This window comes from Mesorhizobium sp. M6A.T.Cr.TU.014.01.1.1 (assembly GCF_004022765.1).
GTDB classification, from domain to species: domain Bacteria; phylum Pseudomonadota; class Alphaproteobacteria; order Rhizobiales; family Rhizobiaceae; genus Mesorhizobium; species Mesorhizobium mediterraneum.
This window is the reverse complement of record NZ_RZPG01000007.1, coordinates 21,287-41,706: the sequence shown is the minus strand read 5'-3', so window position 1 is coordinate 41,706 and position 20,420 is coordinate 21,287. Positions and strand designations below refer to the sequence as shown.

Here is a 20,420-nt window from a genome sequence, read left to right as displayed (position 1 = left end):
CAGGCCGATAAAGGATGGCGCCGAAGCCTGAAACAAAAAACCCGCCTCGCGGCGGGTGGTTGGCGCAATCAGCACCATACCCAAATCAATAGCATAACTGCCGTCACAAAGCAACCAATTGCGTTTCTTCCCGGTCGACAGGCTGCCACTGGACATTTGGTCAGCCGACGCGACAATGGCGCATGGAATCTGGCTGGGCGGCGCCTTGAACTTCGGCAATGGACTGAAACAATTCCGGCGGCGGCTGCGCGCGCAAGTGCGTGGGCTGATGCGGTCAAGGATGCCGGTCGCCATGATCACCGGTTCCGTCGGCAAGAGCACGACGAGCCGGATGCTGGCACGTATTCTCGAATGTCAGGGGCATGTCGTCGGCCTGACGACGACCGACGGCATTTATGTCGGCAGACAGATGATCCAGAGTGGCGACCGCGCTGGCTACAGCGGCGCGCGCACTGTGCTCGCCAGGCCCGACGTGACCGCCGCGGTTCTGGAGACGGCGCGCGGCGGCCTTAACCGGCGAGGGCTTTACCTCGGACGTTGCGACGTGGCGGCACTGCTCAACGTGCAGGACGAGCAGATCGGCATGGACGGCATCGAAACCGTTGCCGATATGGCCAGGCTGAAACGCAAGGTGACAGACGCCGCTCGGCGCGTCGTGCTTGGTGCTGATGACCCGTCGTGCCGTTTGCTGGCGGAGCAATATCGCCCGGGCCGGGTCACGCTGTTCGGCTTCGAGACACAAGACGATCTGGTCAGGCGTCACATTGCTGGAGGTCACGTCGCTTTCGTGGTCGAACATGAAGCGGGCCGCGAATGGATCGTTCGCCGCCAGGGCGACGCACGCCATTTGGTCGTCGACGCCTGGCAACTGCCTTCCTCGATGAACGGAGCCCTGCGCCACAACATAGCCAACGCAATGGCTGCGGCCGCACTTGCCGACGCCCTCGGCGTCCCTTTGGCCGTCATTGCCGAGGCGCTGCTTTCGCTATCGAATTCGGCAGAAGATTTGCCCAGCCGGTTCAACATTTTTGACCAGTATCCGTTCCGGATCGTGGTTGACCGGGCCAACAGTCCGCCCGCCACGCGGGCTTTGGTTGCGGCAGTGGCCCGAATCCCGGTTTCGGGCCGGCGTCTTTGCATGGTCAGCTGCTGGGGCAATCGCCCAGGGTTCAACTACGAGCGGGTCGCCGCTGCGATCACGCCGGGATTCGACATTTTCATATGCTACGAAGAGCCGATCTTCCGGCGCGGACGGCCGCCAGCCAAGATTGTCGAGTTGCTCAAGGCAGGTCTGATGAACTGCGGCGTGGCGGAAACCCGGATCCACAACGCCGGCAGTTACGAGGAAGGGCTGCGGCTGGCGGCCAGCCTCGCCACGGAGGACGATCTCCTGCTGGTGCTCGGCGCGCATGTCGGCGACATCAAGCCGGTCATGGACGACGTCTTCGGCCCAGTCAGGTTGAAGGACGACGCGGGAAGGGCGTGAAGCGCCGCCAGAGGCTCGCGCGTTTTCGTACCGCGCGCAGTTCATCTTTCTCGGCTGCGCGTATCTCCCGATGTTGCTCGAATGGAATCAGGTATTTCCCGCACTCCAGACAGCTTCTGGGATATCCGCAAACCGGCTCCCAGCAGCGAACATCGTGGTCTGCGGCAAGGGCTATGCGCTCGAGATGCAGATTGCGTGAGCCTTTGACCAGAATGACTTCGTCCGGCCGTTGCGTGGCCCTGACGTGCTCGGCGACTTGGCGGACCGAGCGCATTTCGAGGAAGCGGCCACTGTCGCGATCCTCTTGTGTCGCGCCCGAACGATGGGCGTGCTCGCCGACGAAGACAATCTGGTCGCAAATCGCGCGCGCGGCGCGATAGGCGCTGCCATAGGCCTTTGCCGGCTTGCCGGCATAGTCGGCGATATGACCAAGCACCACGCGCTTGTAACCGGCATCGGCATGCCCAAGCATGTCGAAGGCCAGCCCGAGCGAATGAAATGGCGTCTTCGCCGTGTCGACAAAGAACGTCGGCCCCTCACGCACCTGCCATACGCCGCACCGGGTCGGCATCGGCTCGAAGGTAGAGACCCTTTCGGCGATAATCCTGGCATCGACCCCGAGCTCAAGCGCCGCCGCAGCCGCTGCCGCCACGGCAAGCCAGAAATGTTCGGCGATGAGGCGTGTCCTGAGCGCAAGTGCGCCGCCTGGCCAGTGTATCGTCATGCTCAGTCGCTGGGGATAGGCGGCATGAATGTCGCATGCGCGGTATCGGGCGCGCTCCGAGCGGCCGAAGGTCACGGACGGCGCAACGGTGTTCAGTGCCATCGCCGCGATAAGATCATCGTCGACGTTCAGGATGGCGAGGCCGTCCGGTGCCAGCGACTCGACCAGCGCCTGTTTCTCTGCGGCGACAGCAGCTGTGCCGCCGAATGCCGAGTGGTGCTCGTCGGCAATCAGCGTCATGATGGCGATGTCGGGTTTCAGAACCGAAGCCATCCGCGCCATGTCCCCCTTGGCCATGACCCCTAGTTCCATCACCGCATAGGCTGAATTTCGCGGCAAGCGCCAAAGCTTTTCGATCAGCCGGTTGAATGTGTTGCTCACCGTCAATTTGTGGACGGAACCGCTGCCTTCAAGGATATGAGCCAGAAGCTCCGCCGTCGTGGTCTTGGCCGAACTGCCGGTGATGCCGATCACGGTGGCTTTCGTTCGTCGACGGCGCAGGCGCGCCATCGCTATGCGATATTTGCCCTTCAATCGCCGCAAATTGGATCGCAAAGGCCCGGCGCGGTCGAGACCGAGCAGGCGCTTTGCTCGTGCGGAAAGTTGCTCCATCTTGTCGACACTTCCCCCCTGCGGCCCGGCGGGACGACCGGACAGGCGTTCATCTTCTACCTTGTCCACAGCCCGTTGCAACGTTGCGCCAGAGGGAGTCTGCACCGGCGTTGCCAATGTGAGGTTATGGCTTGGCGGCCGGCCGCCGCGCCGACAGGCCGTCGACGGCCTGCAGGATCGACCGTTCGATCGCCGCGAAGGAATGCCTGTCGCGCGCGAACGCCCGCCCCGCATCGGCCATCTTGGCGGCCTTCTGCGGCTCTGCGGCGAAGGTCACGATTTTCGCGGCAAGCTCGCCGGCATCGCGGCCGGACAGAAAGTGCGTGCCTGCTTCCAGGCAGAGCCCCTCGACAGCCTTTTTCGTGGCGCAGATGACCAGTCCGGCGGCCATCGCCTCCAGCACTTTGATGCGGGTTCCGCCGCCGAACCTCAGCGGGATCGGCGCATAGCCGGCGGCGGCCAGCAGGTCCGGCAGGCGCGGTGGGTTTTCGACGAGATTGAGCCCGTGCTTAGCGCAGTAGTGGCGCACGATTCCCCGCGGGTTCTTGCCGGCGACGGTGATCGACCAGTCGCGGCCGGACGCCGCAAAGCGCGGCACCATCTTGCGACCGATCTGCTTGACCGCGTCGATGTTGGGGAAGTAACCGAGGTGGCCGATAAAGCAGAGGCGGATTTCCTGGTATCGCCGGTCGGCAATCGGCAGGGAAAGCACGGTCTCGTCGGGGATGGGATTGGCGATCACCTTGACGAAGTCAGGGGCAGGGGCCGGTCCCAGTGCCAGCGTCGCCCGGTCCGCTTCGGAGCAGACCCAGACCTGGTCGGCCGTCTTCGCGGCGAGGATATCGGCTTCGCGTGCCTGGGCAATCTTGGCCCGATGCTCGCGAAAACTCCGCAGACGCTGCCACAAGGACAGCGCGCCGATGCGGTCCGCCAGCGTGCGCGAATCGATGTTGTGCAGGTCGACGACGGTCCGACCGCCATGCTCCGGGGCCAACGCCAGCAATTGCGAAAGCGCGATGTCTTCGACCACGACGAGGTCGGGCGCGAAATTTTTCCAGATCGCGGCCGCTTCGGCCAGTTCGTCGGCCGGGATCAAATGCACGGTCGGATGCGCGCTGCGCTTCTGCCAGGGGCCGCGACCGCGGGCCGCCTCGATGATCCGGTGCCGGATGTTGAGCGGCGGGGAAGGCGCCGGCCCGCCAGTGAAGCTCACGGTCAGAACTTCGCCGAGCGCGGTGAGCGCCCGCGCATTGGCGGCGTTCCTGATTTCGGCGCCCGAAACCGGCGGATACGGACAGTCGACCGTGAATTGCAGAATTTTCATTTTGGCCCCGCCTGGATCGTAGCTGGGCACCGATGAAAGCGAAATAGGGCTGGTCAGGCTCAATGCATGTCGCACAAAAGCATGTGCGCTTTAGGTGAAGCCGATGAAATCGTCGGGCGAGGCGCGGCCCATTTCCTCTTCCCAATGGCGGCGGCAGAGCGAGACATAGACATCCTTGCCGATCGCCACCTGTTCGCCCTGTCTCGCCACCTTGCCGTCCGCGCCAAGGCGCACGACCATCGTCGCCTTGCGGCCGCAGCGGCAGATGGTGCGCACCTCGCGCAATTCGTCTGATATCGCCAGAAGCGCACGCGAGCCGGAAAACAGCTTGCCCTGGAAATCCGTGCGCAGGCCGTAGCACATCACCGGGATGTCCAGCCGGTCGGCGATGCGGGCGAGCTGCCATGCTTGCTCCTCCTCGAGGAACTGTGCCTCGTCGACGAAGACGCAATGCACCGTCGTATGGTCGTGATGCTCGGCGACCCGGGCGAACAGATCGTCGCCGTCGCGGAACATCTCGGCTTCCGTCTCAAGGCCGATGCGCGACGAGATCAGCCCGGTATCGCCCTTGCGGTAGTGGCCGGCGACGAACAGCATCGTCGTCATGCCGCGCTCGCGGTAATTGTAGGAAGCCTGCAGCAGCATCGTCGTCTTGCCGGCATTCATCGTCGCATAGTGGAAGTACAGCTTGGCCATGCCGCCCTTTTAAGCCGAGTTCGCATGGCGCGGGGAGGGGGCGTCCTCACATTCCACCGGAAAGGCGCATTTCATCGGAAAAGCGGCTGGCCAGCAGAAAAGCGGCTGGAGCAGCAGGCAGCGTGTCGCTGATCGGCCAGTCCGCGCCGTTGATCGCGATTGCCTTATTGCTTGAAACCGCACCAGAATGGTGTTTGGCTGACGAAACAAAGCGGAGATAAAAACCGTAACTTCGCTTCGCCAAAGAATCGAAATGGGAGAATTTTTATGTCGCGTCTCAATTCCTTCGTCGCCGGCCTCGGCCTGGCGGCTTTCCTGTCCACCAGTGCAGCTTTCGCCGCCGATCCGGAAAGCTGTAAGACGGTGCGTCTCTCCGATGTCGGCTGGACCGATATCCAGGCGACGACCGGCGTCGCCTCGGTGCTGCTCACCGCGCTCGGCTACGAGCCGGAAGTGATCCAGCTTTCGGTGCCGGTGACCTACGCGTCGCTGAAGAACAAGGACCTCGACGTCTTCCTCGGCAACTGGATGCCGTCGATGACCGCCGACATCAAGGAGTACACCGCCGACGGCTCGGTCGAGACCGTCAGCGAAAACCTCAGCGGCGCCGGTTACGGCATCGTCGTGCCGACCTATGTGGCGGACGCCGGCGTCAAGACGCTGACCGACCTCGGCAAGTTCAAGGACAAGTTCGACGGCAAGATCTATGGCATCGAGGCCGGCAATGACGGCAACCGCATCATCCTCGACATGATCAAGGACCCGGCGACCAATCTCGAAGGTTTCGAACTGGTCGAATCCTCCGAGGCCGGCATGCTCACCCAGGCCGAGCAGTCGATGAAGAACAACGAATGGATCGCCTTCCTCGGCTGGACGCCGCATCCGGTGATGGGCGCCATGAAACTCGCCTATCTCGACGGCATGGGCGACAGCGGCTTCGGCGCCGCCACCGTCCATACCAACGTGCGCAAGGGCTACATGACCGAATGCCCGAATGTCGGCAAGTTCATCGCCAATCTGAAGTTCAATCTGGACATGGAAGGCGAGATGATGGACGCGATCCTGAAGGGCGGCGACGCCAATACGGTCGCGACCGACTGGCTGAAGAAGCACCCGGATGCGGTCACCCCCTGGCTTGCCGGCGTGACCACTTTCGACGGCGGCGATGCGGCGGCGGCGGTCAAGACCGCGCTCGGAAGCTGAGCCGATAACCTTGAATTCGGGATAATTGGAACGAGGGCAGCCACGTAGAAAAGGCTGCCCTTTTTCATATCCTGTGACAAGATGACCGCCCGGCAAGGACGGCGCCGACAGAAGAGGGGCTAGATGGATCCGATCTCCAAATTCCTGGTCAGCTACAAGATTCCGATAGGCGCTTGGGGAAAGGCCTTTTTCACCTTCCTCACCGACAATTTCAACACCGTCCTCAGGGCCTTTTCCAACGGTCTCAATTTCCTGCTCGATGGGATGGTCGACGGACTTCTTCTGTTGCCGCCCGTCCTGCTCATCGCTTTGATCGCTTTGCTCGCCTATGTCCTGCAGCGCTCGAAGGGCCTGGCGCTCGCCGTCTTCATCGGATTGCTGTTCATCCTCAACCAGAACCTCTGGAAGCAGACAGTGGAGACGCTGGTGCTGGTGGTTGCCGCCGCCGCCGCCTCGATGGCAATCGGCGTGCCGCTCGGCATCTGGGCCGCGCACAAGCCGAAGGTCTACCGCATCATGCTGCCGGTGCTCGACCTGATGCAGACGCTGCCGACCTTCGTCTACCTGATCCCGGTGCTGACCTTGTTCGGGCTCGGCAACGCGCCCGGCCTGATCGTCACCATCATCTTCGTCATCCCGACCTCGGTCCGTCTCACCCATCTCGGTGTCGTCTCGGTGCCGAAATCGATCATCGAGGCCGGCGAGGCCTTCGGCGCCACCAGGCGCCAACTGCTCTGGAAGGTCGAGCTGCCTTCGGCCCTGCCCACCATCATGGCCGGCTTGACCCAGTCGATCATGCTGTCGCTGTCGATGGTGGTGTTCGCGGCCCTTATCGGCGCCGGCGGCCTCGGCACCGAGATCAACCGGGCGCTCGGCTCGCGCAGGATCGACCTCGGGCTTGAGGCCGGCCTCGCCATCGTCGTGCTGGCCATCGTGCTCGACCGGATGACCCGCATTGGCGTTGGAGGCAAGAAATGACCGTCGCCGTCGATTTCAGGAATGTCGATATCGTCTTCGGCAGCGACCAGGCCGGCTCGCTTGCGCTCATCGACAGCGGCGCCACCCGCGCCGAGATCCTCGAAAAGACCGGCAACGTGCTGGGCTGCGCCGGGGCAAGCCTCACCGTGCACGAAGGCGAGATTTCCGTGCTCATGGGCTTGTCCGGCTCCGGCAAGTCGACGCTGTTGCGCGCCGTCAATCGGCTGAACGTCGTTTCGCGCGGCCAGGTTCTGGTCAAGGACGGCGACAAGACCGTCGATGTCGTCACCTGCGACGAGGCCACCCTGCGGCGGCTGCGGCAGAAGCAGGTGGCGATGGTGTTCCAGCAGTTCGGTCTGCTGCCGTGGCGCACGGTGGAGGAGAATGTCGGCCTCGGCCTCGAGCTCGCCGGCGTGCCCGAAGCCGAGCGCAAGGAGCGCGTGCATCGCCAGCTCAAACTGGTCAATCTCGACCAATGGTCGAAGAAATATGCGCACGAGCTTTCCGGCGGCATGCAGCAGCGCGTCGGGCTGGCGCGCGCGTTCGCCACCGAAGCGCCGATCCTGTTGATGGACGAGCCGTTCTCGGCCCTCGACCCGCTGATCCGGACCAAGCTGCAGGACGAGCTGCTGCAGCTTCAGGCCGAGCTGAAGAAGACCATCATCTTCGTCAGCCACGACCTCGAGGAAGCGCTGAAGATCGGCAGCCACATCACCATCATGGAAGGCGGGCGCATCGTGCAGACCGGCGCGCCGGAAGACATCGTGCTGCGCCCCGCCAACGACTATGTCCGCGACTTCATCGCCAATGTGAATCCGCTCTCGGTGCTGACCGCCTGGAACGTGATGCGCGACCGCCGCGACCTCGACCACGGCGAGGACGGCTGGGTGTGGCTCGACCGCCGCAAGACGACGCGTTTCAAGATCGACGAGCACGGGTTGGTGGCGGCGGCCGAGCGTGACGGCAAGCCGGCGTTCTGGGTGTCCTGCGCCGATGTCGAGGCGCAGCCGGAGGAGACGGCGCAGGTGTTCTGGGCCAATCCCGGCACCTCGCTGAAAACCGTGATGCTGGCCATGCACCGCTCGCAGACCGCGCCCGTGGCGCTGTTCGACGATCAGTCGCGCTTCGTCGGCGCCATCGGCATCAGGGATGTGTTGAGCGCGGTGTTGAGGCGGTAGTTTTCTCCTCGGGAGGAGAGAAAAAAACAACTGCCGCGCTCCTTCGCGCCCCCCTCTGTCCTGCCGGACATCTCCCCCACAGGTGGGGAGATTGGCTGTCATTGCCGATTTCGCCAACTACAAACGTTGGAATGTGAGAGCCGTCTGCGAAACTGCCGATCTCCCCCCAAGTGGGGGAGATGGCCGGCAGGCCAGAGGGGGGCGCGAAGGAACGCTGCCTTGGCCCGATACCGCCAGCTACGCCAGCGGCAATCTTAGCTCCGTCAGCAAGCCGCCGCCGGGGTGATTGGACAGGCTTACCTCGCCGCCGGCGCTGCGGGCGATGTTGCGGGCGATCGTCAGGCCAAGGCCGAGGCCGCCGGTCTGGCGGTTGCGGGACTGTTCCAAGCGCACGAACGAGCCGAACACGGCGTCGAGCTCGGCCTGCGGTATGCCTGGCCCCTCGTCGCGGATGGCTAGCGTGATCGTCTTTCCCGATCGATGCAGGCTGAGATGCGCCCTCTTGCCGTAGGTCACGGCGTTCTGGACGAGATTGGTGACGCAGCGCCTGAGCGCGACCGGCCGCGCAAGGCAGATGACGCCGCGCGAGCGCGTGTCGTCATTGTCGAACGAGACCTCCTCGTAGCCGTCGGCGACCGATTCCACGAGCGACCAGAAATCGATCCGTTCGCTCTTCTCCTCGGTTACCTCGAAGGTGGCGAAGTCGATCACCGAGCTGGCAATCTCCTCGATGTCGGCGAGGTCATGCGTCAGCGCGGCGCGAACCGCCGATTTCCGCAGCAGTTCGAGACGCAGCCGCATTCTTGTCAGCGGCGTTCGCAGGTCGTGCGCGAGCGCTGCTGCAAGATGTTCGCGATCCTCGACATAGTCGCGCAGCCTTGCCTGCATGGCATTGACCGCTTTTGCCGCGGTGCGGATCTCGCGACTGCCGGTCTCGATGATCGGCGGGCTCTTCAGGTCGTTGCCGATCCGTTTCACTGCGGTTTCCATCATCCGGTAGGGCGCGGTCAGCCGGCGCAGCGACCATATCGACATGGCCACCACCAGCCCGGCGATCAAGGCATAGAGCGGCAGGCTGTCGAAGCTCAATATCGGCCCCATCGGAGTGTTCGGCTCGGTGAAGTTCAGCCATTGGCCGTCGGCGAAGCGGAGCGACGCTGTCAGCTTGTCGCTCTGGGCGAAATCGGCGGCCAGCACTAGGAGGTCTCGCTCGACCTCGCCGACATCGCGACCCTCGATCGCGCCCCCGTCGTCGGCTTCCCGTGTCGCCGGATCGCGCCGAACCCGCGCATCGGTAATGCCGAATTTCGACAGCCGCCCGACCAGTATGTCCTCCAGTTCGGCCAGTTCGTCGTCGCCCGCTATCGACGAGGCGACGGCGGGCGTGTCCGAAACGGTAAGCGCGTAGGTCGCGTTGGACAGGCCGGATGCGGTGGCCTTGCGTGCTTCGGGCGAGGCGGCATGCATCAGTTGCACCAGCGAGAAGGCGCGATCATTGAGCCTGTAGAGATCGACCACGCCGTTGGCGGCGGCACGGTCGCGCGAGACGATGTAAAGCGTCGTGATCTGGCTGATCAGCAGGCCGGCGATGACGATGAGCAGCACCCAGACGGGCAGGGTCTGCGGCAGGACGCGTCTCATTCGGAGGTCGTTTCGGGCAGGAACTGATAGCCGCCGCTGCGCACGGTCAGGATCAGTTTCGGCGTTTTCGGGTCGTCCTCCATCTTGCGCCGCAGCCGGCTGACCAGAATGTCGACGCTGCGATCGAAGCTGTAGCCGCTGTCGCCGCCTGACAGTTCGATGAGCTGGTCGCGGCTCAACACGCGCTGCGCGCTCTTGACGAACGTCTGCAGCAGGTTGAACTCCGCCATGGTCAGCTCGACCCTGACGTCGCCCGGCGCCATCAGCCGACGGCGCGAACAGTCCATCGTCCAGCCGGCGAAATGGTACATCTGCCGCGAGGTGGGCCGCCGCGGCTCGGCGGCGCCGTTGCGCCTAAGCACGGCTCGGATCCGCGCCAGCAGCTCGCGCGGATCGAAAGGTTTCGGCACGTAATCGTCGGCGCCCATTTCCAGCCCGACGACGCGGTCGGTCGTCTCGGTGACGGCGGTCAGCATGATGATCGGTGTCGCATGGTTGGCGCGAAGATCGCGACAAAGCTCCAGCCCGCTCTTTCCGGGCAGCATGACGTCCAGAACGATAAGGTCAACCTGCGCGCGGCGCAGCACGGCTTCCATCTCGGTACCGTCGGCGGCGACCGACGTGTGCAGCCCTCGTTTCTGGAAGAACTCCTGAAGCAGGTCGCGAATGCCCTTGTCGTCGTCGACGATCAGTATGTGCGCGTCGGATTTCACTGAGAGCCCTGCCGTCATTGATGGCGAAACCGCCGTTCGATAATCACCCACACGATAGAATTCAGGCCATATGTTGGCCGGTGACGATAAGCGATCCCGAACAGGTTGCTCAGAAACAATCCAGAAACAAAATTCTACAGTTCGGAAAAACTCCCGAAAAAAATCAAAGGCATAAGTGGTGCCGTGGCGGTCAGGTCATCGGCTGCGGCACGCGTTACGGGATTACGGACAAACCAATGCAAAGGTTCTCGATCAGCCTGATGGGTGTGTTGCTCGGCATCTCGCTTATCACCGCCGCGGTCGAACAATCCTATGCAAAGGTGGCCGATGCAAAGGTGGCCGATACAAAGGCGGCGATCACCCGGAGCGAGCGTTGCAGCGATCTGAGCCGTCAATTCGACGAAGCCCTCGAAACCCATGCCGCGGCAACGCAGGTCACCGCTGCGAAGGCACTTCAAAGGAAGGGAAACCGGTTCTGCGCCAACAAGAAACAGGCACAGGGAATCCGGATGCTCGCCAACGCTTTGAAGCTGCTTGGAGTGACACCGATCGACCCCGTTCAGTGACGCTCAATCCGATCTGCACAACAAGGAAACGAAGCCATGAAAAAGTCCCTCCTCTCCGCTCTCGGTCTCGCCATCGCGCTTGCCTTCTCGATGCCGGTTCTCGGCGCCAGCAGCGCCAACGCCGCCACCACGACCGCGGCTGCGACGACCGCGACGACCGCTGCGCCGGCCAAGATGGTGAAGAAGGTCGCCGCCAAGAAGACCGTCAAGAAGCACAAGAAGCACGCAGTCAAGGCAGCTCCGAAGGCCTGATCCAGCGACATCTCTTGTCCACTAAGAAGACCGCTCCAGTTGCGATGCGCCTGGAGCGGTCTTCTTTTTCGTCCCAGATGGGCGGCCTCTGTCGCGGAGCCAATCGAAATTCCCGCCGGGCTTCGCTGCACCAAGCCGTTGAACGGCAACCGGCAGTTCCCACATAGGCATGGACTTGTGAACGGCCGCACCCGCTTGGAAGGCGGTTTGTGTGCGGCTCAAAATGGACGATCGCTTTCGTTCATGTCAGAATAAAAGCGAAATTCTTGCGCGCAACTGCCGGGTTCCGATGCCTGAAATCACGACAAAACCCCGCACCAAGACGCAGCCGAAGATCGAACGGCCGAAGCTCTACAAGGTCATCCTCCTCAATGACGACTTCACGCCGCGCGAGTTCGTGGTGACGGTGCTCAAGGGCGAATTCAAGCTGAGCGAAGACCAGGCGCGGCGGGTGATGATCACCGCTCATCAGCGCGGCGTCTGCGTCGTCGCCGTCTTCACCAGGGACGTCGCCGAGACCAAGGCGACGCGGGCGACCGATGCCGGCAAAGCCAAGGGCTATCCGCTGATGTTCACGACGGAGCCGGAGGAGTAGTGCGGTTCGCGTTCTTCCTTCTCCCCTTGTGTGGGAGAAGGTGGCCGAGCGAAGCTCGGTCGGATGAGGGGTGCTCCAGCTTGGCACTGCCGACACTCCGTCCAACACCCCTCAACCGTCTTGGCGCTACGCGCCAATCCACCTTCTCCCACAAGGGGAGAAGGATAAAACGCTGCGCTACCGCCCTTCGCGGTACCACATCGAGCCCAATGCCAGAAGCAGCAGGCCGAGGCCGAGGAATCCGCCGAACAGCGGCACGCGCGAGACCGCCTTCAGCACGCTGTCGTCGGTGGTGCGCAGGCCGATCCAGTCGTTGCCGCTCGCGGCGCCCGAAGCGCGGACCGGGACGACCGAGGGCAGCGTCACTCCGCCTGTGAGGTTGCCGACGGTCGACCCAAGCGCCGATGATGGCGCCAGCCGGCGCACGCTGCCGCCGGTGGCCTCGGCCGGCGCTTTCAGCCGGCCCTCGGTGGAGACGACGTCGGTGAATTCAGGCGCATTGACCGGGCCGACATGGGCAAGCGCCTTCAGGTCGCCATTGCCGACCTGGTAGAGGCCGATCTCATTGGTCTCGATGCTGCCCAGGAAGACGCCGGGCTCGGCCCTCTCGAGCTTGACGGTCAGCGCCTTGCCGGACGGGGTGATGATTTGCGCCGGGCCGGGGTCGTCGCTCATTGTCTGGCGGCGGATTTCCAGCATCATGCCGCGGCCGTCGGCGGTCAGCCGCTCTTCCTCGAGCTCGGGCTCCTTCATCAGCCAATGGGCGATGCGGCGATAGAGCTGGACATGCGGGCCGCCGCCCTCGAAGCCGCGCGCCCACAGCCAGCCCTGGTCGGACAGAAACATGCCGACGCGGCCTTCGCCCTTGCGGTCGAGCAGGAGCAGCGGACGGTTGTCCGCGCCCTTCATCACCGCCTCGCCCTCGGGGTTCTCGACGCCGATGGTGCGGAACCAGCGGCTCCAGTGCGGCGGCTCGGTGGCGGAGCCGTCGAGTCCGCGCGTCACCGGATGGCGCTGGCCGAGCTCGGTGAGGCGTGGATAGAACGCCTTGTCGACAACTTCGCCGGTCGGCATCGCCGGCAGCGCCGACATCAAAGGCGTGCGGGCGATCGAGCTTTCACCGGCATATTCGGGCCCTGCCGCGATCAGCAGCGCGCCGCCTTTCTCGACATATTCGGCGATGTAGTCGTAATAGAGGATCGGCAGCACGTCGCGGTGCTGGTAGCGGTCGAAGATGATCAGGTCGAAATCCTTGATCTTCTCGACGAACAGCTCGCGCGTCGGAAACGCGATCAGCGACAATTCGTTGATCGGCGTGCCGTCCTGCTTCTCCGGCGGCCGCAGAATGGTGAAGTGGACCAGATCGACCGAAGCGTCGGACTTCAGCAAATTGCGCCAGGTGCGCTCGCCGGCATGCGGCTCGCCGGAGACCAGCAGCACGCGCAAATTCTCGCGGATGCCGTCGATCAGCGCGATGGCGCGGTTGTTGGTGTCGGTGAGTTCGCCGGGCTCGGGATCGATGGCGAGTTCGACGATGTTGCGGCCGGCGCCGGGAATGGTCACCTGCAGCGGCATGGCCTGGCCGATGGTGGCGCGCTCGACCGAAACCTGCTCGCCATTGACCGACACGCGCACATCGACCGAGCCGGCCTCATTGTTGGTGCCGATGACGCGATAGGTCATTTCGAGCGGCTTGCCGACCAGACCGAAGCGCGGCGCATTCTCGAAGCGGATGCGGCGATCCTTTTCCTGGTCGTTGCCGGTGATCAGCGCGTGCAGCGGGGCGTGGAAGTCGGGTGTGCCGGCGGGGGCGTCATGCACCTCGCCATCGGTGATCATGATGGCGCCGCCGATGCGCGAAGGCGGCACGTCGCGGAAAGCGCTTTCAAGCGCACCGAAAAGCCGCGTTTCAGTGCGCTCCTCGGCGGCTTCCGACTTGCCGGCCTCAACAACGCGGACGTCGAACTGCTTGAAGCGGCCGAGGCGCTGCTGAAGCCCGGCCAGCGCCTCGTCGGTCTGCTTGGTGCGTTCGCCAATGTCCTGGCTCTGGCTGCGGTCGACGACGACGGCGACGACGCTTTTCAGCGCCTCGCGCTCCTCGTCGAGGGCCACAGGGTTGAGCAGGGCCGCACCCAGCGCGAGCAGGGCGGCGAAACGGAAGACCGCGCCGCGCTGGCGAAACCACAGGCCGACCAGTGCCAGCAGCAACAGCGGCGCCAGCACCAAGCCAAGCAGCGGCCAGGAAATGAGCGGTTCGAAGGCGAGCGACCAATTCATGGCTTACTGCCCCAGCCGTTCGAGCAGCACCGGCACATGCACCTGATCGGATTTGTAATTGCCGGTCAGCATGTACATCATGATGTTGACCCCGGCGCGCAGCGCGTAAATGCGCTGCATCGGGTCCGACGGCACGGTCGGCAAAAGCGGGTCGCCATTCTCGTCGACCGCCCAGGCGCCGGCGAAATCATTGGCGGTGATCATGATCGGCGAGACGCCGTCGCCGGTGCGCACCGGGCGGTTCTCGGTGTTGCTGGCTTCGAGCGACGCCGCGACCCAGAGCGGGCTGCCGGCGAAGCGTCCGGGAAACTCAGGCAGGATGTAGAAGGATTTGGTCAGCACATGGTCCGACGGCACCGGTTCCAGCGGCGGCACGTTGAGGTTGCCGAGGATGTCGCGCAGCCGCTCCGTCGCCGGGCTGGCCGAATCCGCGCCGATGCCGGTGGCGAACTGGTCGCGCGTGTCGAACAGCACCGTGCCGCCCTGCTGCATATAGGCGTCGACGCGGGCGATCGCGGCCTGGCTCGGCATCGGCGCGGCAGGGTCGATCGGCCAGTAGATCAGCGGATAGAAGGACAGCTGGTCCTTCGAGATATCGACGCTGGCCGGCGCGCCCGGCTCGAGCGCGGTCTTCTCGATCAGGAAGCGGGTCAGGCCCTCCAGCCCGGCCCGGCTGATCGAATCGACGCTCTGTTCGCCGGTCTGCACATAGGCGATCCGGGTCTTCGAAATGTCCTCGATCGCCCGGTCATCGCCCGGTTTGGCATCGTCGGCGCGGGCGATGTCGGTGTGGCCGCCCAGGGCGCCGAGCGCAATCAGCAGGGCGGCGGTGGTTGCGGCAGCAGTGCTGGCGCGGCGCGGCCGGCGCGAGAACAGGCCGCCCATCCAGAACACGGCCAGCGTGTCGAGCACCATCAGCAACAGCGCCGCCGCCACCAGTGGGCCTTTCAAATTGTGCGATTCGTCGAAAGCGTACTGGATGGTGGTGACCGGCACGGTGATCTGAGGACGGACCAGCGGCGCGAAGCTGCTTTCGGCATTGAGCAGATTGTGGGCGAAGACGCCGGTTTCGGAGCCGTACAGGCCGGGCGGGTTCTCGAACGTCACCGGCAGCGGGCCGGCACCCGGCACCAGCGGCCTTGCATCCGGCGTCGGCGGCACCAGCGTGCCGTCGGCCGATATCATGCGGTAGGGCGCCAGCGAAGTGGCGGCGGCCTCGGCATTGGCGACCGCCGCACCCTGGTTGCGCGACAGTTGCACGATGCGGCGCAGCATCTCGACGAAGCTGCCGGAGATCGGCAGGTTCGACCAGGTCGCCTCCGGCGTGACATGGAACAGGACGAGCGTGCCCTTGCCCTTCTTCATTCCGGTCACCAGTGGCGTGCCGTCGGCAAGCGTGGCCCAGGTGCGCTCGACGATATCGGGCGTCGGCTCAGCCAGCACCTGCCTGGTGACGGTGACCTCGGCGGGCGGAGCGAGGTCGGCGAAGGGACCGGTCTTCGGAAAATCGGTGACCGCCTGCGGCGTCGTCCACGACAGCGCGCCGCCGAGCGAGCGCTCGCCGGTGCGCAGCCTGACCGGCAGCAGATCGTCGTCATTGCCGGCGGCGACCAGCCGCGAGCCGGCGAACCGCACCAGCGTGCCGCCATTGTCGACCCAGTCGACCAGCCTTTGCCGCACCTGCTCCGGAATGGTGCCGACATCGGCCATGACGATCATCGCCGGCTTCTGGTCGAGAAGCTGCGGGATGGCGTCGGCGAGATCGGCGCTCGACGGCTCAGCCAGATCGGCGAAGGGCTGCAGCGCGCGTCTGATATAGTAGAGCGGCGACAGAAGCGGCTGCGCCTGGTCGGCCTCGGCCTGCGACAGCAGCCCGACGCGGCGGCGCTTGGAATTCTCGTCGAGCACGCGTACGGCGCCGGCCTGCCGCTGGCCGTCGAGCGCGATCGAGGCGAAGTCGTTGCGCAGCTCGAACGGCACCGCCATCGTGCCGGTGGCGGTGGATTGGCCCGGCGAGAAGGTCAGCGTGGCGTCGGCGATGCGGCGGCCCTTATCGTCAAAGGCGCCGGCGGTCACCTGAGCCGGCGCCGGATCGCCCGGCGCGCGGATGGCGGTCAGCTCGAAGCCGTCCACCTGGTTGTCGGCGCCGGTCAGGCCGATCAAGGCAGGCCGGTCGGAAACGGCCCAGACGACACGGGCGGCGTTCTTCGACAAAAGCGTGTTGAAGGCGGCCTCGTCACCTTCCGCTGCCAGACCGTCGGCGAGCACGGCGACGCTGGCGCCCGGCAAGCTCTCCAGGGTTGCCGCGACGCGGGCGTAGACGGCAGGGCGGTCGGTCGGGATCGGCCTCGGCTTTGCCGCGCGCAGCCGGTCGAGCGCGGCGGCGGCGTCGAAGGGGCCGATCTCGGCATTCGGCTTTTCGGCGGTGAAGGCGATGATGACAGGCACCTCGTTGGAGCTGGCATCGGCGATCAGCCGTTCGGCAGTGGCGACGCGCTGGCCCCAGTCGGCGGCACTTGCCCAGTCATTGTCGATCACCAGCGCAAGGGCGGCGCCTTCGGCCGGCAGTTTTTCACGCGGGTTGAAGACAGGTTCGGCCAGCGCCGCAACGATAAGGGCCGCCATCAGCAGCCTGAGCAGCGTCAGCCACCATGGGCTCTGTTGCGGCGTCTCCTCGCGCTTCAGCACCCGGGCCAGGATCTTCAGCGGTGGGAATATCTCGGTCTGCGGCTTGGGCGGGGTGAACCGCAAAAGCCACCAGATCACCGGCAGCGCCAGAAGGCCCCACAGCACCATCGGCGCCCCGAAGGAGAGCGGCAGCCAGCTCATGCGCGGATCCTCCCGGCTGAGCTGCCATCGACAGTCATCGCCATATGGACACGCACCAGCGCGTCGGAGGCGAGGCGATCGGTGTGGTTGACCGTGAAGCTCCAGCCGAGCCGCTTGCACCAGTCGGTCAGCTCCTGGCGGCGGGCGATGTAAAGCAGGCGGTATTCATCGCCCAGCGTTTCGGCGCGGCCGGCGGTCAGCTTGTCGCCGGTCTCGGGATCGGTGAATTCGGTGCGACCGGCATAAGGAAATCTCTCCTCGGCCGGGTCGGCGACCTCGATCAGATGGGCACGCACGCCGTGGCGGGCGAGCACGTCGAGCCAAGCGATGGTGTCCTCGACCGGATCGAGGAAATCGCTGACGATGACGATGTCGCAGAAGCGGCGAATGCCGGACAGGTCGGGCTTTGCCGGCAATTCGCCGGCATGGGTGAGTTGCGCCGCGATACGCTCGGCGCCGTTGCGGGCGGTGAACGGATCGGTCAGCCCGGGCCAGGCGATACGCTCGCCGCTGCGCGACAGAAGCTCGGCCATGGCCAGCGCCAGCACCAGCGCGCGGGATTCCTTCGAGACGGTGGCTCCGGTCGATTTGTAGAGCATTGAGGGCGAGGGATCTGCCCACAGCCACACCGTATGGGCCGCTTCCCATTCGCGGTCGCGCACATAGATGTGATCGTCACGGGCCGAGCGGCGCCAGTCGATACGTGAGGAATCGCCTTCGACATAGGGCCGGAACTGCCAGAAATTCTCGCCGATGCCGCGCTTGCGGCGGCCGTGCCAGCCGGCGATCACCGTGTTGACGATGCGGCGCGCCTCGACCAGCAGGTCAGGGACCAGCGACGCCCGCAACCGGCCGCGGGCGAGCGCGTCACGCGTCGCTGCCGGTGCCTGGGCCTCGCCTATACGCGCCATCAGATGCCTTTTGCCAGTTTCGCCACCACGTCGCGCACCGTCGTGCCTTCGGCACGGGCGGCAAAGGTCAGCGCCATGCGGTGCTGCAGCACCGGCTCGGCCAGCGCTCTGATATCGTCGACCGACGGCGCCAGCCGTCCGTCGTAGAGGGCGCGTGCGCGGGCGCACAGTGTCAGCGCCTGGCTGGCGCGCGGGCCCGGGCCCCAGGCGACGTGCTTGTCGGTCTCGGCATTGCCCTGGCCGGGGCGCGCCGAGCGCACCAGCTGGAGGATCGCCTCGACGACGCTTTCCGGCACCGGCATGCGGCGGATCAGGGTCTGGATCTCCTTCAGCCGCGCCGGCTGCAGCACGTTCTGCGCCTTGGCGTCCTCGATGCCGGTGGTTTCCAGAAGGATGCGGCGCTCCGCCTCGATTTCCGGATAGAGGATATCGACCTGCATCAGGAAGCGGTCGAGCTGTGCCTCGGGCAGCGGATAGGTGCCCTCCTGCTCCAGCGGGTTCTGCGTCGCCAGCACGTGGAAGGGCGCCGGCAGGTCGTGGCGAGCACCGGCGATGGTGACGTGGTACTCCTGCATCGACTGCAGCAGCGCCGACTGGGTGCGCGGCGAGGCGCGGTTGATCTCGTCGGCCATCAGCAGTTGCGCGAAGATCGGCCCGGAGATGAAGCGGAAGGAACGCTTGCCGAATTCGTCCTGCTCCATCACCTCGGAGCCGAGAATGTCGGACGGCATCAGGTCGGGCGTGAACTGGATGCGGCGGGAATCGAGGCCGAGGACGATGCCCAGCGTTTCGACCAGCTTGGTCTTGGCGAGGCCGGGCACGCCGACTAGCAGCGCATGGCCGCCGGCCAGCAGCGCCACCAGCGTCCGTTCGACAACGCTTTCCTGGCCGAAGATGACGCGGCCGACGCCATCGCGAACCCTGGAAATGTCGGCCAGCGCCGTCTCGGCCTGGTCGATCATATCCTTTTCGCTGATCGGGCTTTCCTTGATCATCACGCTCATGCAGCATCGATCCTTCTCGTTGGAAATACCGGCTTGCACCTTCGACGCCGCAGAATGCCGCGATTCGGCCTCGCATGGCGCCTGTCTTTGAACTTAAATCACAGACTTAGGCTGACAAGCGGAACAACAGTGACTATTTCGTGACCATGACAGAACGCGCCGAGGATCGTGAAGAGAGTTTGACGGCCGTCGCTGAGGCGCGCGGACTGGAGGCGCTGATCTCACGTGCCGCCCGCGCGGGTAAGGGGCCGGCGCCGGTGGAGCGCTGGAATCCGGCCTTTTGCGGCGATCTCGACATGGAGATCAGACAGGACGGCACTTGGTTCTACCTGGGCACACCGATCGGCCGCATGCCGCTGGTGCAGCTGTTTTCCTCCGTGCTGCGCAAGGACGAAGACGGCAAGACTTATCTGGTGACGCCGGTGGAAAGGGTCGGCATCCGCGTCGCTGATGCGCCTTTCGTCGCCGTCGAGATGGACGTTTGCGGCACCGGCGATGGCCAAGTCATCACCTTCCGCACCAATGTCGGCGATGTGGTCGAGGCCGGGCCGGACCATCCGCTGCGCTTCGTCGACGAGGATGCGACCGGTGGCCTGAAACCCTATGTGCTGGTGCGCGGACGGCTGGAGGCGCTGGTGGCGCGGCCGGTCATGTACGAACTGGTCGAGCATGGCGAAGAGATCGAGGTCGGCGGCAGGAGGATGTTTGCCGTTCGCTCGAAGGGCGCGGTCTATCCGATCATGCCGGCGGAAAAACTGCAGCGGCTGAGCGCGTGATGGGGCAGCGTATGATGGATCAGGTGACGCCGGTGCCGTTTTCCGCCGAGGATTTTCGCGCCCGCGTCGCGGCACAGCCGCTAGCGCATGCCGCAGACGATTACGGCGACCATCGCTTCAATCCCGGCCATCCGCGTTTAAAGCTCGCGAAGGCCCTGCGCGATGCCGCGGTGCTCATCCCGGTGGTCGATCACGGACGCGACGCCACAGTTCTCCTGACCAAACGGGCGGAAAACCTGCGCAACCATTCGGGGCAGGTGGCTTTTCCAGGCGGCACGATCGACCCGACCGACGCGAGCCCGGAGACGGCGGCATTGCGCGAGACGTTCGAGGAGATCGGTCTTGGCCAGGACCGGATCGAGATCATCGGCCGCATGCCCGATTATGTCTCCGGCAGCGGCTATCGCATCGCCCCGGTGTTGGGGATCGTGCAGCCGGGTTTTTCACTGACGCTGAATTCCGAGGAGGTCGACGCCGTCTTCGAGGTGCCGCTGCGCTTCCTGATGGACCCGGCCAACCATGGCCGCGACAGTCGCATGTGGAACGACCTGGAATGGGTCTTCTACGTGATGCCCTATGGCGGCCAGCGCATCTGGGGCGTCACCGCCGGCATCATTCGCACGCTCTATGAAAGGCTCTATACGTGAGCGGCCGG

Annotated in this window: 18 protein-coding genes; 9 read left to right on the top strand and 9 right to left on the bottom strand. The window is 64.8% G+C overall.

The genetic code is table 11. The features are described from left to right. Positions 1–175 precede the first annotated feature (175 nt). A complete protein-coding gene (locus EN885_RS09860; RefSeq protein ID WP_128241916.1) occupies positions 176–1,486 on the top strand; it encodes a Mur ligase family protein in 1,311 nt (436 codons plus the stop codon). Here EN885_RS09860 and EN885_RS09855 read toward each other — a convergent pair. The 3 genes from EN885_RS09855 to EN885_RS09845 all read right to left on the bottom strand — a co-directional run bounded on the left by EN885_RS09855 (position 1,455) and on the right by EN885_RS09845 (position 4,842). Then, positions 1,455–2,822 (bottom strand): Mur ligase family protein, encoded by a 1,368-nt coding sequence (locus EN885_RS09855; RefSeq protein ID WP_128241917.1) that lies wholly within the window; start codon positions 2,820–2,822, stop codon positions 1,455–1,457. The genes EN885_RS09860 and EN885_RS09855 overlap by 32 nt on opposite strands. A gap of 124 nt (positions 2,823–2,946) precedes the next feature. Next, on the bottom strand, positions 2,947–4,146 hold the full coding sequence (locus tag EN885_RS09850; RefSeq protein WP_128335172.1) for a glycosyltransferase family 4 protein: 1,200 nt from the start codon (positions 4,144–4,146) through the stop codon (positions 2,947–2,949). A gap of 90 nt (positions 4,147–4,236) precedes the next feature. Further along, on the bottom strand, positions 4,237–4,842 hold the full coding sequence (locus EN885_RS09845; protein WP_095484199.1) for a thymidine kinase: 606 nt from the start codon (positions 4,840–4,842) through the stop codon (positions 4,237–4,239). 267 nt (positions 4,843–5,109) lie between these two features. On the opposite strand from EN885_RS09845, the gene EN885_RS09840 reads away from it, so the two are divergent. From EN885_RS09840 to choV, 3 genes are all read left to right on the top strand, one after another. Further along, positions 5,110–6,045: a choline ABC transporter substrate-binding protein gene (locus EN885_RS09840; protein WP_095484201.1), complete on the top strand. Its 936-nt coding sequence runs from the start codon at positions 5,110–5,112 to the stop codon at positions 6,043–6,045. Positions 6,046–6,168: 123 nt separating this feature from the next. Next, a complete protein-coding gene (gene choW, locus EN885_RS09835) occupies positions 6,169–7,023 on the top strand; it encodes a choline ABC transporter permease subunit (RefSeq protein ID WP_095484202.1) in 855 nt (284 codons plus the stop codon). Next, complete coding sequence (gene choV / locus EN885_RS09830; protein WP_095484203.1) at positions 7,020–8,201, top strand: choline ABC transporter ATP-binding protein; 1,182 nt, start codon at positions 7,020–7,022, stop codon at positions 8,199–8,201. The genes choW and choV overlap by 4 nt, the downstream gene beginning before the upstream one ends. A gap of 237 nt (positions 8,202–8,438) precedes the next feature. Here choV and EN885_RS09820 read toward each other — a convergent pair whose 3' ends face one another. Further along, positions 8,439–9,842 (bottom strand): ATP-binding protein, encoded by a 1,404-nt coding sequence (locus EN885_RS09820; protein WP_128241918.1) that lies wholly within the window; start codon positions 9,840–9,842, stop codon positions 8,439–8,441. Further along, positions 9,839–10,555 carry a response regulator transcription factor gene (locus EN885_RS09815; RefSeq protein ID WP_127206640.1) on the bottom strand — a complete coding sequence of 239 codons (717 nt, stop codon included), beginning with the start codon at positions 10,553–10,555 and terminating at the stop codon, positions 9,839–9,841. The genes EN885_RS09820 and EN885_RS09815 overlap by 4 nt, the downstream gene beginning before the upstream one ends. Positions 10,556–10,791: 236 nt before the next feature. Between EN885_RS09815 and EN885_RS09810 the strand changes: the two genes are divergently transcribed. The 3 genes from EN885_RS09810 to clpS all read left to right on the top strand — a co-directional run bounded on the left by EN885_RS09810 (position 10,792) and on the right by clpS (position 11,968). Further along, the gene (locus tag EN885_RS09810) at positions 10,792–11,121 is read left to right on the top strand and encodes a hypothetical protein (protein ID WP_095484206.1); all 330 of its coding nucleotides are present in this window, start codon (positions 10,792–10,794) and stop codon (positions 11,119–11,121) included. A 36-nt stretch (positions 11,122–11,157) separates the two neighbouring features. Beyond that, complete coding sequence (locus tag EN885_RS09805) at positions 11,158–11,373, top strand: hypothetical protein (RefSeq protein ID WP_095484207.1); 216 nt, start codon at positions 11,158–11,160, stop codon at positions 11,371–11,373. 289 nt (positions 11,374–11,662) lie between these two features. Then, complete coding sequence (gene clpS, locus EN885_RS09800) at positions 11,663–11,968, top strand: ATP-dependent Clp protease adapter ClpS (RefSeq protein WP_126105247.1); 306 nt, start codon at positions 11,663–11,665, stop codon at positions 11,966–11,968. Positions 11,969–12,145: 177 nt separating this feature from the next. On the opposite strand, the gene EN885_RS09795 is transcribed toward clpS, so the two are convergent. Genes EN885_RS09795 through EN885_RS09780 form a run of 4 tightly spaced genes read right to left on the bottom strand, consistent with a single transcriptional unit; the run spans position 12,146 to position 18,989 of the window. After that, on the bottom strand, positions 12,146–14,245 hold the full coding sequence (locus EN885_RS09795; RefSeq protein WP_128241919.1) for a hypothetical protein: 2,100 nt from the start codon (positions 14,243–14,245) through the stop codon (positions 12,146–12,148). Positions 14,246–14,248: 3 nt separating this feature from the next. Continuing rightward, positions 14,249–17,074, bottom strand: a complete 2,826-nt coding sequence (locus EN885_RS09790; RefSeq protein WP_128241920.1) for a DUF4159 domain-containing protein — start codon at positions 17,072–17,074, stop codon at positions 14,249–14,251. Beyond that, positions 17,071–17,985 (bottom strand): DUF58 domain-containing protein, encoded by a 915-nt coding sequence (locus tag EN885_RS09785; protein WP_095484211.1) that lies wholly within the window; start codon positions 17,983–17,985, stop codon positions 17,071–17,073. The genes EN885_RS09790 and EN885_RS09785 overlap by 4 nt, the downstream gene beginning before the upstream one ends. Then, positions 17,985–18,989, bottom strand: a complete 1,005-nt coding sequence (locus EN885_RS09780) for a MoxR family ATPase (protein WP_128241921.1) — start codon at positions 18,987–18,989, stop codon at positions 17,985–17,987. The genes EN885_RS09785 and EN885_RS09780 overlap by 1 nt, the downstream gene beginning before the upstream one ends. Before the next feature lie 146 nt (positions 18,990–19,135). Here EN885_RS09780 and EN885_RS09775 point away from each other — a divergent pair, with 146 nt between their 5' ends. Together EN885_RS09775 and EN885_RS09770 are read left to right on the top strand one after the other, a co-directional pair. After that, on the top strand, positions 19,136–19,765 hold the full coding sequence (locus EN885_RS09775; protein ID WP_128241937.1) for a DUF1285 domain-containing protein: 630 nt from the start codon (positions 19,136–19,138) through the stop codon (positions 19,763–19,765). A gap of 14 nt (positions 19,766–19,779) precedes the next feature. After that, complete coding sequence (locus EN885_RS09770) at positions 19,780–20,412, top strand: CoA pyrophosphatase (RefSeq protein ID WP_128241938.1); 633 nt, start codon at positions 19,780–19,782, stop codon at positions 20,410–20,412. Positions 20,413–20,420 lie beyond the last annotated feature (8 nt).

Bases quoted from the DNA above. Each gene is read 5' to 3' on its own strand.
- EN885_RS09860 (WP_128241916.1), top strand. From the start codon at position 176: ATGGCGCATGGAATCTGGCTGGGCGGCGCCTTGAACTTCGGCAATGGA.
- EN885_RS09855 (WP_128241917.1), bottom strand. From the start codon at position 2,822: ATGGAGCAACTTTCCGCACGAGCAAAGCGCCTGCTCGGTCTCGACCGC.
- EN885_RS09850 (WP_128335172.1), bottom strand. From the start codon at position 4,146: ATGAAAATTCTGCAATTCACGGTCGACTGTCCGTATCCGCCGGTTTCG.
- EN885_RS09845 (WP_095484199.1), bottom strand. From the start codon at position 4,842: ATGGCCAAGCTGTACTTCCACTATGCGACGATGAATGCCGGCAAGACG.
- EN885_RS09840 (WP_095484201.1), top strand. From the start codon at position 5,110: ATGTCGCGTCTCAATTCCTTCGTCGCCGGCCTCGGCCTGGCGGCTTTC.
- choW (WP_095484202.1), top strand. From the start codon at position 6,169: ATGGATCCGATCTCCAAATTCCTGGTCAGCTACAAGATTCCGATAGGC.
- choV (WP_095484203.1), top strand. From the start codon at position 7,020: ATGACCGTCGCCGTCGATTTCAGGAATGTCGATATCGTCTTCGGCAGC.
- EN885_RS09820 (WP_128241918.1), bottom strand. From the start codon at position 9,842: ATGAGACGCGTCCTGCCGCAGACCCTGCCCGTCTGGGTGCTGCTCATC.
- EN885_RS09810 (WP_095484206.1), top strand. From the start codon at position 10,792: ATGCAAAGGTTCTCGATCAGCCTGATGGGTGTGTTGCTCGGCATCTCG.
- EN885_RS09805 (WP_095484207.1), top strand. From the start codon at position 11,158: ATGAAAAAGTCCCTCCTCTCCGCTCTCGGTCTCGCCATCGCGCTTGCC.
- clpS (WP_126105247.1), top strand. From the start codon at position 11,663: ATGCCTGAAATCACGACAAAACCCCGCACCAAGACGCAGCCGAAGATC.
- EN885_RS09795 (WP_128241919.1), bottom strand. From the start codon at position 14,245: ATGAATTGGTCGCTCGCCTTCGAACCGCTCATTTCCTGGCCGCTGCTT.
- EN885_RS09790 (WP_128241920.1), bottom strand. From the start codon at position 17,074: ATGAGCTGGCTGCCGCTCTCCTTCGGGGCGCCGATGGTGCTGTGGGGC.
- EN885_RS09785 (WP_095484211.1), bottom strand. From the start codon at position 17,985: ATGGCGCGTATAGGCGAGGCCCAGGCACCGGCAGCGACGCGTGACGCG.
- EN885_RS09780 (WP_128241921.1), bottom strand. From the start codon at position 18,989: ATGAGCGTGATGATCAAGGAAAGCCCGATCAGCGAAAAGGATATGATC.
- EN885_RS09775 (WP_128241937.1), top strand. From the start codon at position 19,136: ATGACAGAACGCGCCGAGGATCGTGAAGAGAGTTTGACGGCCGTCGCT.
- EN885_RS09770 (WP_128241938.1), top strand. From the start codon at position 19,780: ATGGATCAGGTGACGCCGGTGCCGTTTTCCGCCGAGGATTTTCGCGCC.